Raw genomic sequence first — 14,179 nt, forward strand, 5'->3', positions numbered from 1 at the left:
ACCGTCGTGAGGGTGTCGGACCGATCAGGGAGGTTGTCATGCAACGGATGAACCCGTCCGAGGTGGTACCGCAGGCGTACAAGGCCGTGATGGGGTTGGAGAAGTACGTCCAGACGAACGTCGACCACACCGTGCTGGAGCTGATCAAGCTCCGGGCGTCGATGATCAACGGATGCGCGTTCTGCGTGGACATGCACAGCCGGGACGCGCTCGCCAGCGGGGAGTCGAGCCGCCGGCTGTTCGCGGTCGCCGCCTGGCGGGAGGCCCCGTTCTTCGACGAGCGGGAGCGGGCCGCTCTGGCGCTCACCGACGCGGTCACCAAGCTCGGTGAGCACGGGGTGCCCGACGAGGTGTGGGATGACGCCGCGAAAGTCTGGTCGGAGAAGGAACTGGCCGACCTCGTCGTCGCGATCGCCACAATCAACGTGTGGAATCGGATCGGCGTGACGATGCGGTTGGAGCCTCCGGCCCAGGCGTGACCACCACCGAGGCAGCAGAGGCGGCCGGTGCGCTCCAGGCGCACCGGCCGATGCTGCTTGGGCTCGCGTACCGCCTGCTGGGCAGCCGGCACGACGCGGAGGACGTGCTCCAGGAGACATACCTGCGGTGGCTGGGTGTGGACCGCTCGACGGTCGAGGAGCCGCGCCGGTACCTGTCCCGGGTGGTCACCCGTCTGGCTCTGGACCGGTTGCGGGCCCGGCAGGCGGCCCGCGAGACGTACGTGGGCACGTGGCTGCCCGAGCCGGTCCCGACCACGCCCTCGCCGTTCGGGCCGTTGGACCGCGTGGAACTACGCGACTCGCTATCCACCGCGTTGTTGCACGTCCTGGAGCGGCTCACCCCGCCCGAGCGGGCGGTCTACGTCCTGCACACGGCCTTCGAGCTGCCGTACGCCGAGATCGCCGAGATCCTGGACCGGTCCGTTGAAGACTGTCGGCAGCTGCACCACCGGGCGACCGCCCGGGTACGGCAGGAGCAGCGCCGGTTCACCGCCAGCCGGCTCGACCGGGAGCGGTTGCTGGAGGCGTTCCTCGCTGCCGCCCGCGACGGTGATCTGGCGACGCTCACCGACCTGGTCGCCTCGGACGCCACCGCATGGAACGACGGCGGTGGTCGGGTACGGTCCGCCCTCAACCCGGTCCTGGGCGCGGACCGGATCGCCCGGTTCTACGCTGGGATCTACGGCCCCCGCCGTCGGTGGACGATGCGCCCCCTGGAACTCAACGGGGAACCCGCCGCTCTGCTGACCAACGCGAACGGCAACCACTACACGCTGACCGTCGCCGCGGCCGACGGTCGGATCACCGGGATCTACGTGGTCGGCAACCCGGCGAAACTGCCGCCGGTCGACTGAACCCCGGCGCCGCCGGTCGGCCCCGGCCGGTGCGCGGGCGTCAGCCCAGCTCGGGGAACCAGAGCGCGATCTCGCGCTTGGCGCTGTCCGTCGAGTCGGAGGCGTGCACCAGGTTCTCCCGGTTGGACAGGGACAGGTCACCCCGGATGGTGCCAGCGGCGGCCTTGCGCCCGTCGGTGGCACCGACCAGCCCACGGACCACGTCGATGACCTGGTCGCCGGAGAGCACCAGGGCGACCAGCGGGCCGCCGGTCATGAAGTCCTTCAGCGGCGGGTAGAACGCCTTGTCGACGTGCTCGGCGTAGTGCTCGTCGGCGAGCGCGGCGTCCATCGTCCGGTGCGCCATCGCGTCGATCCGCAGCCCCTTGCGCTCGAAGCGGGAGAGGACCTCGCCGACCAGGCCGCGGCGAACCGCGTCGGGCTTGATCAGAACGAGGCTGCGCTCATCCGGGCTGTTGCTGGACACGCTGGGTTCCTCCTGTACGCGCTGAACGCTTGGGGTCGGTACGGTCAGCCTAGCGACCCGGTCCCGGCGCCGGCGCGGCGGCCGGTCCTTCCTCCGGTGGCCGATCCGGCCTAGCCTGGCCCTGACCCCCGGGAGGTCCACTGTGGCGAATGGCGGGAACCGACCCATCGCGCCGGTACGCAAGCTGATCGGCACGGTGCTGGGCACCGTGGCCACGTTCGTCGTCCTCTTCGGGCTGGGCATGACCAGTTGGGCCATCGTGGCCCTCGGGGTCGCCCTGCTGGTGCTGGCGATCGCGCTGGCGACCGTACGGGGCGGCGGGCGCACCTGGGTGATCGGCGTCGGGCACGTACACAGCGCGTCCGAACCACCCACCCAGTACGCGTTCGGCCGCTGCGAGCTGCAACTGGTGATCGACGCGCCTGGTCTGCCGCCGCGATCCAAGAAAATCATCGAGCCGCGGGTGCCGGTGTCCAAGTGGCCGACGCTGGGCCAGACCCTGCCGATCCGGGTCGCGTTGGATGACCAGCGGCACGTCAAGGTCCTCTGGGACGAGGTGCCGACCCACGCCGAAACCGCCGCCGCCGTCGCCGACCTCCCCCCGGAGTTCGCCGACGCCGACGCGATGGACGAGGTGCTGATCCAGCAGGATGCCCCGCCGTGGGCCGACCGCGCGCCGGACGACGACTTCCGGGACGACTTCCGGGACCCGCTCGGCGACCCGCTGCGTGACCCGCTTGGCCCGGACCACCTGCGCCCCGACCACCTCCGCAGCGACGCTCTGCGCCCCGACCACCTGCGCGACGACCCGGGCGTCGTGCCCGAGGAGCGCGAGCCTGTGGTGATGCACCAGAGTCCGGGCGGCCCGGTGGTCTTGGAGGGCGTCCTCGTCGAGCAGGCCAGTGGTGGGCTGCCCCGGCGGGCCACCCCGGCACCGCGCCCACCCGCCGAGGAGCGCTTCGACGAGCCCGCCGCCGACCGGTTCGACCTGCCGGAAGACGACCGGGTGGGCCCCGCGCCCGCCGCGGAGCGCGTCGACGAGCCCTCGGCGCAGCGTTTCGACCCGCCGCCCGCGCAGCGGTCCGGTCCGGGCGCGGCCGACCCGCTGGACCCACTCGACCTTCCGCTGGACGATCCCTCCCCCGCCGGGGCGGCGCGCGAGACCATCACCGATGAGGAGCTGGACAAGGCGATCTTCGGCTTCGACGCGGGCGCGGCCGCGGACCCGGCCGCACCGATCAGCGGGGTCGGGCTCACCCTGCTGGTGACCGACCTGTCCCGGTCCCTCGGTTTCTACCGGGACGTGCTCGGCTTCAGCGAGGTCGACCAGGGCGCCGGCAACGCCATCCTCGCCTCCGGCACGACCCGGCTCGTCCTGCGCGAGGTGACCGGGGCGGCCCCGATCAGCCGCCGGCTGGTGCACGTCAACCTCGAGGTGAACGACATCGAAGCGGCGTACGAGCGGTTGCGTGAGTCGGGCGTCCGCTTCACGTACGCCCCCCGGGTGGTCAACCGGGGCACCAAGCTGGAGGTGTGGGCGGCGGCTTTCCGAGACCCGGACGGCCACGGCATCGCGCTCACCCAGTGGCGCGAACGCGCCGACGCCTGACCCCCGCCCGGGTCGGGCGTCAGCCGAGGATGACCCGGCGAACGTGCAGCGCGTACGCCCAGACCAGGGCGAAGATGATGCCCAGCCCGAGCAACGACCAGTGCAGCAGACCGCCCAGCATGAGCAGGCCCTGGAGCACGGTGCCGGCGTGCCAGGCCCAGGGGCGGCGCATCATGCCGGCGAGCACGACGGCGGCCACCGCCAGTGCCACCACGGCCCCGATCGCGGCACCGCTCAGATCACCGCCGACCACCCGGATCGGCTGGATCGCCAGCAGCAGCACCAGCGCCTCCAGGCTGAGCGTGCCAGCACCCAGGCCGCGTACCGCCCGCTCCGGGTTGCGCAACCCGGAGCGTCGCGGCTGGTCGGCCGCGTGCTCTTCGCCGGCGGGCTGATCGGCCGGCTCGCCGGCCAGGCCCTCGGTGGTGCGGGGCTCCCGCTCCGGGCCGGTCATCGCTTCAGCAGCCGACGGGCGTCGGCGACCGTCACCACCGAACCCGTGACCAGCACCCCGACCCCGCTGAGCTCGCCGGGGACGTCCTCCTCGGCCAACGCCACCGCCAGCTCGATGGCGTCCGGCATGTCCTCGGCCACCGCCACCCGGTTTTCGCCGAAGACCTCGACGGCCAGCGCCTCGAGTTCCGTCGCCGGCAACGCCCGGGGCGAGGAGTTGGTCGTCAGCACCAACTGGTCGACGACCGGCTCCAGCAGCTCCAGCAGGCCGGTCGCGTCCTTGTCGGCGAGCACTCCCAGCACCGCCACCAGCTTGCTGAACGCGAACTCCTCCTGGAGCGCCTTGACGGTTGCGGCCATGCCGTGCGGGTTGTGCGCGCCGTCCAGGAGGATGGTCGGGGCGTTGCGTACCCGCTCCAGCCGACCCGGGGAGCTGGTCGACGCGAAGCCCTCCCGGACCGCCTCCAGGTCGAGCTGCCGCCGAGCACCGGCACCCAGGAACGCCTCGACGGCGGCGAGCGCCACCGCCGCGTTCTGCGCCTGGTGCGCGCCGTGCAGCGGGATGAACACCTCGTCGTAGACGCCGCCGAGCCCCTGCAGACTGAGCACCTGGCCGCCGACCGCGATGGACCGGCTCAGCACACCGAACTCGGTGCCCTCGCGGGCGATCGTCGCGCCCACCTCGGCGCAGCGATCCAGGAGGGGACCGGCAGCCTCCTCCTCCTGTGCCGCCGCGATCACCGTGGCGCCCGGGTGGATGATGCCGGCCTTGGCCAGCGCGATGTCCTGAAGTGTGTCGCCGAGCCACTCGGTGTGGTCCAGCCCGATCGGGGTGATCACACAGACCCCGGCCTGGATGACGTTGGTGGCGTCCTCGGCACCGCCGAGGCCCACCTCGACCACCGCGATGTCGACCGGCGCATCGGCGAAGGTGGCGAACGCCAGCGCCGTGGTCATGTCGAAGTACGTCAGCGGCTCGTCCGACCGCGCGTCGACCAACTCGGCCAGGGGTTTGATCTCCCGGTACACCGACGCGAACCGCTCCTCGCTGACCGGCTCCCCGTCCAGACTGATCCGCTCCCGGACGGTCTCCAGGTGCGGGCTGGTGTACCGGCCGGTGTGCAGCCCGTGCGCGCGCAGCAGCGAGTCGATCATCCGCGCGGTGGAGGTCTTGCCGTTGGTGCCGGTCAGGTGGATCGCGGGGTACGCCCGCTGTGGGCTGCCGAGCAGGTCGAGCAGCGACTCGATCCGGTCCAGCTCGAAGACCATGCGGGTGAAACCCCGAGCGGCCAGCTCAGCCTCGACGGCGGCGAAATCGGTACGGTCGGTCACGAGGGAAGCGTCTCCAGAGCAGCGTCGATCCGGACCAGGTCGGCCTCGGCGGTGGCGAGCCGGTCGCGGATCTTCGCGACCACCGGCTCGGGGGCCTTGCCGATGAAGGCAGGGTTGTCGAGCTTCGCCCGAGCCTGCGCGACCTCCTTCTCGGCCGCCGCGCGGTCCTTCGTCAGCCGGGCCCGCTCGGCGGCCACGTCGATCGACCCCCGGGTGTCCAACGCGACACCGACCGCGCCGGGCATGGCCAGCGTGGCGCTGGCCTGGAAGTCGTCACCGGCCGGGTCCAGCCGGACCAGCGAACGGATCAGCGGCTCGTGGGCGGCGATGCCCGCGCCGGACAGGCCGTCCAGCCGGGCGGCCACCCGCTGCGTGGGGCGCAGCCCCTGGTCGGAACGGAACCGGCGGATCTCGGTGACCACCCGCTGGACAATGACCAACTCGGCCTCGGCGGCGTCGTCGACCAGCGAACTGTCGGCCACCGGCCAGGCAGCGGTCTGCACCGTCTCGCCGCCGGTCAGCGCGAGCCACAACTCCTCGGTGACGAACGGGATGACCGGGTGCAGCAGCCGCAGCAGCTGGTCCAGCACGTGCCCGAGCACCCGGCGGCTGGTCTCCGCCCGCTCACCGCCCTCGGCGAGCACCGGCTTGCTCAGCTCGACGTACCAGTCGCAGACGTCGTCCCAGGCGAAGTGGTAGAGCAGGTCGCACACCTTGGCGAACTCGTACGCCTCGAACTGCTCGTCGACCTCGGCGGTCACGTGCGCCAGCCGGGACAGGATCCATCGGTCGACGGTGGAGAGCTGCTCGGTCGGCGGCAGGTCGCCAGTGGTGTGCGCACCGTTCATCAGGGCGAACCGGGTGGCGTTCCAGAGCTTGTTGCAGAAGTTGCGCGAGCCCTGGCACCACTCCTCGCTGACCGGAACGTCCTGGCCGGGGTTCGCGCCGCGCGCCAGGGTGAACCGGGTCGCGTCGGCACCGAACCGGTCGATCCAGTCCAGCGGGTCGACCACGTTCCCGAACGACTTCGACATCTTCTTGCCGTGCTCGTCGCGGACCATGCCGTGCAGGGCCACCACGTCGAACGGCTGCTTGCCGTCCATCGCATAGAGGCCGAACATCATCATCCGGGCGACCCAGAAGAAGAGGATGTCGTAGCCGGTGACCAGGACGCTGGTCGGGTAGAACTTGGCCAGGTCCGGGGTCTGCTCGGGCCAGCCGAGCGTGGAGAACGGCCAGAGCGCGCTGGAGAACCAGGTGTCCAGCACGTCCTCGTCCTGCCGCCAGCCGTCGCCGGTCGGCGCCTGCTCGTCGGGGCCGACGCAGACGATCTCGCCCGCCGGGCCGTACCAGACCGGGATCCGGTGGCCCCACCAGAGCTGGCGGGAGATGCACCAGTCGTGCATGTTGTCGACCCAGGCGAAGTAGCGCTTGGACAGCTCGGCCGGCTCGATGCGGACCCGACCGTCGCGCACCGCGTCACCGGCGGCCTGGGCCAGCGGGGCGGTGTTGACGAACCACTGCAGCGACAGCCGCGGCTCCACGGTCGTCTTGCAGCGCGAGCAGTGCCCGACCGCGTGCACGTACGGGCGCTTCTCCGCCACGATCCGACCCTGCTCGCGCAGCGCCGCCACGATCGCGGGCCGGGCCTCGAACCGGTCCAGCCCCTCGAACGGGCCGGGCACGGTGATCACGCCCCGCTCGTCCATCACGGTCAGGGCGGGCAGGTCGTGGCGCTGGCCGATCTCGAAGTCGTTGGGGTCGTGCGCCGGGGTCACCTTGACCATGCCGGTGCCGAAGGACGGGTCGACGTGCTCGTCGGCGACGATCGGGATGCGGCGGCCGGTGAGGGGCAGCTCGACCTCCGTGCCAATCAGGTGCTGGTACCGCTCGTCGTCGGGGTGCACCGCCACGGCGGTGTCGCCCAGCATCGTCTCGGCCCGGGTGGTGGCCACCACGACCTCGTCGCTGTACCGGATGGAGATCAGCTCACCGTCGTCGTCGGTGTGTTCGACCTCGATGTCGGAGAGCGCGGTGAGGCAGCGCGGGCACCAGTTGATGATCCGGTTGGCCCGGTAGATGAGGCCCTCGTCGAAGAGCTTCTTGAAGATCGTCTGGACGGCGCGGGTCAGCCCCTCGTCCATGGTGAAGCGCTCGCGGTCCCAGTCGACGGAGTCACCGAGGCGCCGCATCTGCCCCAGGATCGCCCCGCCGGACTCGGCCTTCCACTGCCAGACCCGTTCGACGAACTTTTCCCGGCCGAGATCGTGTCGGGACAGACCCTCGCCGGCGAGCTGCCGCTCCACCAGGTTCTGGGTGGCGATGCCGGCGTGGTCCATGCCGGGCAACCACAGCGCCTCGAAGCCCTGCATCCGCTTACGCCGGGTCAACGCGTCCATCAGCGTGTGCTCGAACGCGTGGCCCATGTGCAGCGAGCCGGTGACGTTCGGCGGCGGGATGACGATGGCGAATGGCGGCTTGTCGCTGTCGGCGGAAGCCCGGAAGTGCCCGGCGGCTACCCACTGCTCGTACCGTCGCTGCTCTACCTCGCCGGGCTGGTACTGGCCGGCAAGGGTCGGGGCGTCGGGGCGTCGGGCATCCAGTCTCTCGGTCACCTGACAAGTCTACGGAGGGCTTCGGCGGACCTGACGTGCGCCACCTGTGGTTCGCGTACGGTGTCGGCTATGTCCGACGCACATCTCACTGAGCGGTCGCTCGACGGCGGCCGCGAGCCGGTGGAGCTGACCGAAGAGCCGATCCAGCTCAGCACCCGGGACTCCGGGGGCGATCCCGATGAGGGGCCGGGCGGCTGGTCCCGGCGGCGCAAGATCGGTTGGACGGTCGCCCTGCTCGTCGGTCTCGCGGGTGCCGGCGTGCTGGGTGTCGGTGGGTGGCGCGTGGCGCAGCAGAAGGACACCCAACTGACGTCGCCCGAGCAGGTGGCGGGCCTGACCCGGGACGACAGCGAACGGGCGAAGAGCACGGCCGACTACCTGCGCAGCGGCCTCGCCGCGGACATCGAGCTGGACCGCAGCTTCGGTACGGTCTACCGCGACCCGGCCGACGACAAGCGCTCGGTGCTCATCTTCGGGGGCTCCACCCTGCTCTGGCAGCCGGAGCGCGACCTGGACAGCCTCTTCCGCCTCATGTCGGACGAGACCGGTGCGGTGAGCGGCCTGCGCGAGGTTCCGGCCGGCGACCTGGGCGGCGTGATGAAGTGCGGCAGCACCAGCGGCGAGGGTGGCGACTTCGCGGTGTGCGGCTGGGCCGACCACGGCAGCGTGGTGATGGCGATGTTCCCGGGGCGGTCGGTCAGCGACGCCGGCGGCCTGCTGCGCAACCTCCGCGCCGACATTCAGACCCGAGACTGACCAGCGGGCCTGACATCAGGCGCCCCGTCGCTGATTGCCCTTGGCGCCCTGGCGACACGCGGATACGCAGAAAGGGCCACCCTCACGGGTGACCCTTTCTGGAAAGATTGTCCGGCGGCGTCCTACTCTCCCACACCCTCACGAGTGCAGTACCATCGGCGCTGGAGGGCTTAGCTTCCGGGTTCGGAATGTGACCGGGCGTTTCCCCTCCGCCATGACCGCCGTAACTCTATCGACATATCAAACAACACCACACACACAGTGGGTCTGTTGTTCGTTTATCGAGAGTTGCACAGTGGACGCGTAGCAGCTTAGTAGTCAAGTCCTCGGCCTATTAGTACCGGTCAACTGAACCCGTTACCGGGCTTACATTTCCGGCCTATCAACCCAGTCGTCTAGCTGGGGGCCTTACCCCACAAAGTGGGTGGGATACCTCATCTTGAAGCAGGCTTCCCGCTTAGATGCTTTCAGCGGTTATCCCTTCCGAACGTAGCTAACCAGCCGTGCCCTTGGCAGGACAACTGGCACACCAGAGGTTCGTCCGTCCCGGTCCTCTCGTACTAGGGACAGCCCTTCTCAAGTATCCTACGCGCACGGCGGATAGGGACCGAACTGTCTCACGACGTTCTAAACCCAGCTCGCGTACCGCTTTAATGGGCGAACAGCCCAACCCTTGGGACCTGCTACAGCCCCAGGATGCGACGAGCCGACATCGAGGTGCCAAACCATCCCGTCGATATGGACTCTTGGGGAAGATCAGCCTGTTATCCCCGGGGTACCTTTTATCCGTTGAGCGACACCGCTTCCACTCGCAAGTGCCGGATCACTAGTCCCGACTTTCGTCCCTGCTCGACCTGTCAGTCTCACAGTCAAGCTCCCTTGTGTACTTGCACTCAACACCTGATTGCCAACCAGGCTGAGGGAACCTTTGGGCGCCTCCGTTACCTTTTAGGAGGCAACCGCCCCAGTTAAACTACCCACCAGACACTGTCCCTGAACCGGATAACGGTCCGAAGTTAGATACCCAAATCAACCAGAGTGGTATTTCAAGATTGCCTCCACCCATACTGGCGTATGGACTTCACCGGCTCCCACCTATCCTACACAAGCTAATTCGAGTACCAATGTCAAGCTATAGTAAAGGTCCCGGGGTCTTTCCGTCCTGCCGCGCGTAACGAGCATCTTTACTCGTACTGCAATTTCGCCGGGCCTGTGGTTGAGACAGTGGGGAAGTCGTTACGCCATTCGTGCAGGTCGGAACTTACCCGACAAGGAATTTCGCTACCTTAGGATGGTTATAGTTACCACCGCCGTTTACTGGCGCTTAAGTTCTCCGCTTCGCCCCCGAAAGAGCTAACAGGTCCCCTTAACGTTCCAGCACCGGGCAGGCGTCAGTCCATATACATCGAATTACTTCTTCGCATGGACCTGTGTTTTTAGTAAACAGTCGCTTCCCCCTGCTCTCTGCGGCCATACAACGCTCCACCCGCGCGGGGCTTCACGTCTCCGGCCCCCCTTCTCCCTAAGTTACGGGGGCAATTTGCCGAGTTCCTTAACCACAGTTCGCCCGATCGCCTCGGTATTCTCTACCTGACCACCTGTGTCGGTTTGGGGTACGGGCCGCTAAGAACTCGCTAGAGGCTTTTCTCGGCAGCATAGGATCACTGACTTCACCTGAATCGGCTCGGCATCACGTCTCAGCCTTATATGTGTTGCGGATTTGCCTACAACACGGCCTACACGCTTACCCCGGCACAACCACCGGCCGGGCTCAGCTACCTTCCTGCGTCACCCCATCGCTTGACTACTACCCATCAGGTTCCCACGCTCCCCACCATCCGTCCGAAGACATCAGGCAGCTCGGGTGGTTAGCACAACGAGGTTCATCAGGGACGCTCTTTCGCGGGTACGGGAATATCAACCCGTTGTCCATCGACTACGCCTCTCGGCCTCGCCTTAGGTCCCGACTCACCCAGGGCGGATTAGCCTGGCCCTGGAACCCTTGGTCATCCGGCGGAAGGGTTTCTCACCCTTCTTTCGCTACTCATGCCTGCATTCTCACTCGTGCCGCGTCCACAACTGGGTCACCCCGCTGCTTCACTCGCGGCACGACGCTCCCCTACCCATCCACACACCTGCACAAGGAATCAAGTCCAAGCGAGGTTAAAATGTGAATGCCACAGCTTCGGCGGTGTGCTTGAGCCCCGCTACATTGTCGGCGCGGAACCACTTGACCAGTGAGCTATTACGCACTCTTTAAAGGGTGGCTGCTTCTAAGCCAACCTCCTGGTTGTCTGTGCGACCCCACATCCTTTTCCACTTAGCACACGCTTAGGGGCCTTAGCTGGTGATCTGGGCTGTTTCCCTCTCGACTACGAAGCTTATCCCCCGCAGTCTCACTGCCGCGCTCTCACTTACCGGCATTCGGAGTTTGGCTGATTTCGGTAAGCTTGTGGGCCCCCTAGACCATCCAGTGCTCTACCTCCGGCAAGAAACACGCGACGCTGCACCTAAATGCATTTCGGGGAGAACCAGCTATCACGGAGTTTGATTGGCCTTTCACCCCTAACCACAGGTCATCCCCCAATTTTTCAACATTGGTGGGTTCGGCCCTCCACGCGGTCTTACCCGCGCTTCAGCCTGCCCATGGCTAGATCACTCCGCTTCGGGTCTAGGACACGCGACTGAATCGCCCTATTCAGACTCGCTTTCGCTACGGCTCCCCCACACGGGTTAACCTCGCCACATGCCACTAACTCGCAGGCTCATTCTTCAAAAGGCACGCCGTCACCCCGCAAGGCTCCGACGGATTGTAGGCGAACGGTTTCAGGTACTATTTCACTCCCCTCCCGGGGTACTTTTCACCATTCCCTCACGGTACTTGTCCGCTATCGGTCACCAGGAAGTATTTAGGCTTACCAGGTGGTCCTGGCAGATTCACGGCAGATTTCAGGGGTCCGCCGCTACTCGGGAACACCCACAGAAGGTCAGCAACTTTCACCTACCGGACTTTCACCGTCTACGGTCAGCCATTCCAGACTGTTCGACTAGCCACTAACTTTGTAACTTCTCGAACAAGTGTCAGCTTGTTCAGCAGGGTCCCACAACCCCGACCACGCAACCCCTGACAGGTATCACACGCAGCCGGTTTAGCCTCGATCCGCTTTCGCTCGCCACTACTCACGGAATCACTAAATTGTTTTCTCTTCCTACGGGTACTGAGATGTTTCACTTCCCCGCGTTCCCTCCACACACCCTATGTGTTCAGGTGTGGGTGACACCACATGACTGGTGCCAGGTTTCCCCATTCGGACACCCTGGGATCACAGCTTGGTTGACAGCTCCCCCAGGCCTATCGCGGCCTCCCACGTCCTTCATCGGCTCCTGGTGCCAAGGCATTCACCGTTCGCCCTTGACAACTTGACCACAAAGATGCTCGCGTCCACTGTGCAATTCTCAACAAACGACCAACCCACAACCCGATCCGCCCCACACCAAACCCGACAACCGCCGGCGGTATATGAGGCCAGGCCATGCCTGGCAACCTCGCGAAGCTATAACGCTTCGCTCAAGGCTCTGAAACAACAACACGATGGTTGTTCCTTCAGGACCCAACAGGGTGCTAGCGCCTCCACCCAGCCGCACCAGGACCCACCCGTTCCCACCACCCCAAAAGGGTGGCTGTACTAGGAAGTCCCGGCCGTTGCCGAGGAAAAACTTGCCAGTGTCTCCGCCATCTGAGCACCCCACCACCACAGACGGGCAGCGCGGGCTCCATACCGGCTTTCACCGGATGGTGCTCCTTAGAAAGGAGGTGATCCAGCCGCACCTTCCGGTACGGCTACCTTGTTACGACTTCGTCCCAATCGCCAGCCCCACCTTCGACGGCTCCCTCCACAAGGGTTGGGCCACCGGCTTCGGGTGTTGCCGACTTTCGTGACGTGACGGGCGGTGTGTACAAGGCCCGGGAACGTATTCACCGCAGCGTTGCTGATCTGCGATTACTAGCGACTCCGACTTCACGGGGTCGAGTTGCAGACCCCGATCCGAACTGAGACCGGCTTTTTGGGATTCGCTCCACCTCGCGGTATCGCAGCCCATTGTACCGGCCATTGTAGCATGCGTGAAGCCCTGGACATAAGGGGCATGATGACTTGACGTCATCCCCACCTTCCTCCGAGTTGACCCCGGCAGTCTTCGATGAGTCCCCGCCATAACGCGCTGGCAACATCGAACGAGGGTTGCGCTCGTTGCGGGACTTAACCCAACATCTCACGACACGAGCTGACGACAGCCATGCACCACCTGTGACCGCCCCCGAAGGACCTCACATCTCTGTGAGTTTTGCGGCCATGTCAAACCCAGGTAAGGTTCTTCGCGTTGCATCGAATTAATCCGCATGCTCCGCCGCTTGTGCGGGCCCCCGTCAATTCCTTTGAGTTTTAGCCTTGCGGCCGTACTCCCCAGGCGGGGCGCTTAATGCGTTAGCTGCGGCACAGGAAACCGGAGAGGTCCCCCACACCTAGCGCCCAACGTTTACAGCGTGGACTACCAGGGTATCTAATCCTGTTCGCTCCCCACGCTTTCGCTCCTCAGCGTCAGTATCGGCCCAGAGACCCGCCTTCGCCACCGGTGTTCCTCCTGATATCTGCGCATTTCACCGCTACACCAGGAATTCCAGTCTCCCCTACCGAACTCTAGCCTGCCCGTATCGACCGCAGGCTTGGGGTTGAGCCCCAAGTTTTCACGGTCGACGCGACAAGCCGCCTACGAGCTCTTTACGCCCAATAAATCCGGACAACGCTCGCACCCTACGTCTTACCGCGGCTGCTGGCACGTAGTTGGCCGGTGCTTCTTCTGCAGGTACCGTCACTCTCGCTTCGTCCCTGCTGAAAGAGGTTTACAACCCGAAGGCCGTCATCCCTCACGCGGCGTCGCTGCATCAGGCTTCCGCCCATTGTGCAATATTCCCCACTGCTGCCTCCCGTAGGAGTCTGGGCCGTGTCTCAGTCCCAGTGTGGCCGGTCGCCCTCTCAGGCCGGCTACCCGTCGTCGCCTTGGTAGGCCATTACCCCACCAACAAGCTGATAGGCCGCGAGCCCATCCTAGGCCGAAAAACTTTCCACCCAACCTCATGCGAGACCAAGTAATATTCGGTATTAGCCCCCGTTTCCGAGGGTTATCCCAAAGCCTAGGGCAGGTTGCTCACGTGTTACTCACCCGTTCGCCGCTCGAGTACCCCGAAGGGCCTTTCCGCTCGACTTGCATGTGTTAAGCACGCCGCCAGCGTTCGTCCTGAGCCAGGATCAAACTCTCCAACAAAAAATTAGTTGAACAGCATCCTGACAACAAACAAATGTTGCCAAAGGAATCCCAACCAGCCAGACAAAAGCCTGACCAGTCCGGGGTATAAATCATAATTGGCACTGGCTTTTAAAGCACCCTGTTGAGTTCTCAAAGAACAACCACACACCGATCAACAAGCCCCACTCCGTGGGGCCCCATCCCGGGGCTTATTTGTTAAGCGTTCCAGCGCTTTCCAGCGCCAGGCACTTTTACTACGTTACCCGCTGGTTTCCGCCGTGTCAAACCGG

Annotated in this window: 8 protein-coding genes and 3 rRNA genes; 4 read left to right on the top strand and 7 right to left on the bottom strand. The window is 66.0% G+C overall.

Annotated elements, in window-relative coordinates:
- Nucleotides 1–38: 38 nt before the first annotated feature.
- The gene (locus tag PCA76_RS26080; protein ID WP_272613072.1) at nucleotides 39–479 is read left to right on the top strand and encodes a carboxymuconolactone decarboxylase family protein; all 441 of its coding nucleotides are present in this window, start codon (nucleotides 39–41) and stop codon (nucleotides 477–479) included.
- On the top strand, nucleotides 476–1,354 hold the full coding sequence (sigJ, locus tag PCA76_RS26085) for an RNA polymerase sigma factor SigJ (RefSeq protein ID WP_272613073.1): 879 nt from the start codon (nucleotides 476–478) through the stop codon (nucleotides 1,352–1,354). Before PCA76_RS26080 ends, sigJ begins: the two co-directional genes overlap by 4 nt.
- 40 nt (nucleotides 1,355–1,394) lie before the next feature.
- On the opposite strand, the gene ndk is transcribed toward sigJ, so the two are convergent.
- Complete coding sequence (ndk, locus tag PCA76_RS26090; RefSeq protein ID WP_088949743.1) at nucleotides 1,395–1,820, bottom strand: nucleoside-diphosphate kinase; 426 nt, start codon at nucleotides 1,818–1,820, stop codon at nucleotides 1,395–1,397.
- 142 nt (nucleotides 1,821–1,962) lie between these two features.
- Between ndk and PCA76_RS26095 the strand changes: the two genes are divergently transcribed.
- Nucleotides 1,963–3,429: a VOC family protein gene (locus tag PCA76_RS26095; protein ID WP_272613074.1), complete on the top strand. Its 1,467-nt coding sequence runs from the start codon at nucleotides 1,963–1,965 to the stop codon at nucleotides 3,427–3,429.
- A gap of 19 nt (nucleotides 3,430–3,448) precedes the next feature.
- Here the strand turns inward: PCA76_RS26095 and PCA76_RS26100 are convergent, their stop codons facing one another.
- The 3 genes from PCA76_RS26100 to PCA76_RS26110 are packed head-to-tail and all read right to left on the bottom strand — an operon-like array spanning nucleotide 3,449 to nucleotide 7,829.
- Nucleotides 3,449–3,883: a DUF4233 domain-containing protein gene (locus PCA76_RS26100; RefSeq protein WP_272613075.1), complete on the bottom strand. Its 435-nt coding sequence runs from the start codon at nucleotides 3,881–3,883 to the stop codon at nucleotides 3,449–3,451.
- Nucleotides 3,880–5,214 carry a bifunctional folylpolyglutamate synthase/dihydrofolate synthase gene (locus tag PCA76_RS26105; RefSeq protein ID WP_272613076.1) on the bottom strand — a complete coding sequence of 445 codons (1,335 nt, stop codon included), beginning with the start codon at nucleotides 5,212–5,214 and terminating at the stop codon, nucleotides 3,880–3,882. The genes PCA76_RS26100 and PCA76_RS26105 overlap by 4 nt, the downstream gene beginning before the upstream one ends.
- Complete coding sequence (locus PCA76_RS26110) at nucleotides 5,211–7,829, bottom strand: valine--tRNA ligase (RefSeq protein ID WP_272613077.1); 2,619 nt, start codon at nucleotides 7,827–7,829, stop codon at nucleotides 5,211–5,213. Before PCA76_RS26110 ends, PCA76_RS26105 begins: the two co-directional genes overlap by 4 nt.
- Before the next feature lie 69 nt (nucleotides 7,830–7,898).
- On the opposite strand from PCA76_RS26110, the gene PCA76_RS26115 reads away from it, so the two are divergent.
- On the top strand, nucleotides 7,899–8,585 hold the full coding sequence (locus PCA76_RS26115) for a hypothetical protein (protein ID WP_272613078.1): 687 nt from the start codon (nucleotides 7,899–7,901) through the stop codon (nucleotides 8,583–8,585).
- A gap of 109 nt (nucleotides 8,586–8,694) precedes the next feature.
- Here PCA76_RS26115 and rrf read toward each other — a convergent pair.
- From rrf to PCA76_RS26130, 3 genes are all read right to left on the bottom strand, one after another.
- Nucleotides 8,695–8,811, bottom strand: a 5S ribosomal RNA gene (gene rrf / locus PCA76_RS26120).
- Between the two features lie 88 nt (nucleotides 8,812–8,899).
- Nucleotides 8,900–12,011, bottom strand: a 23S ribosomal RNA gene (locus tag PCA76_RS26125).
- A gap of 381 nt (nucleotides 12,012–12,392) precedes the next feature.
- Nucleotides 12,393–13,907 (bottom strand): 16S ribosomal RNA (locus PCA76_RS26130).
- The 16S, 23S and 5S rRNA genes sit together here, the layout of an rRNA operon.
- Nucleotides 13,908–14,179: the final 272 nt, after the last annotated feature.

The sequence above is a fragment of the Micromonospora sp. LH3U1 genome, assembly GCF_028475105.1.
GTDB lineage: Bacteria > Actinomycetota > Actinomycetes > Mycobacteriales > Micromonosporaceae > Micromonospora.

Bases quoted from the DNA above. Each gene is read 5' to 3' on its own strand.
- PCA76_RS26080 (WP_272613072.1), top strand. From the start codon at position 39: ATGCAACGGATGAACCCGTCCGAGGTGGTACCGCAGGCGTACAAGGCC.
- PCA76_RS26100 (WP_272613075.1), bottom strand. From the start codon at position 3,883: ATGACCGGCCCGGAGCGGGAGCCCCGCACCACCGAGGGCCTGGCCGGC.
- PCA76_RS26115 (WP_272613078.1), top strand. From the start codon at position 7,899: ATGTCCGACGCACATCTCACTGAGCGGTCGCTCGACGGCGGCCGCGAG.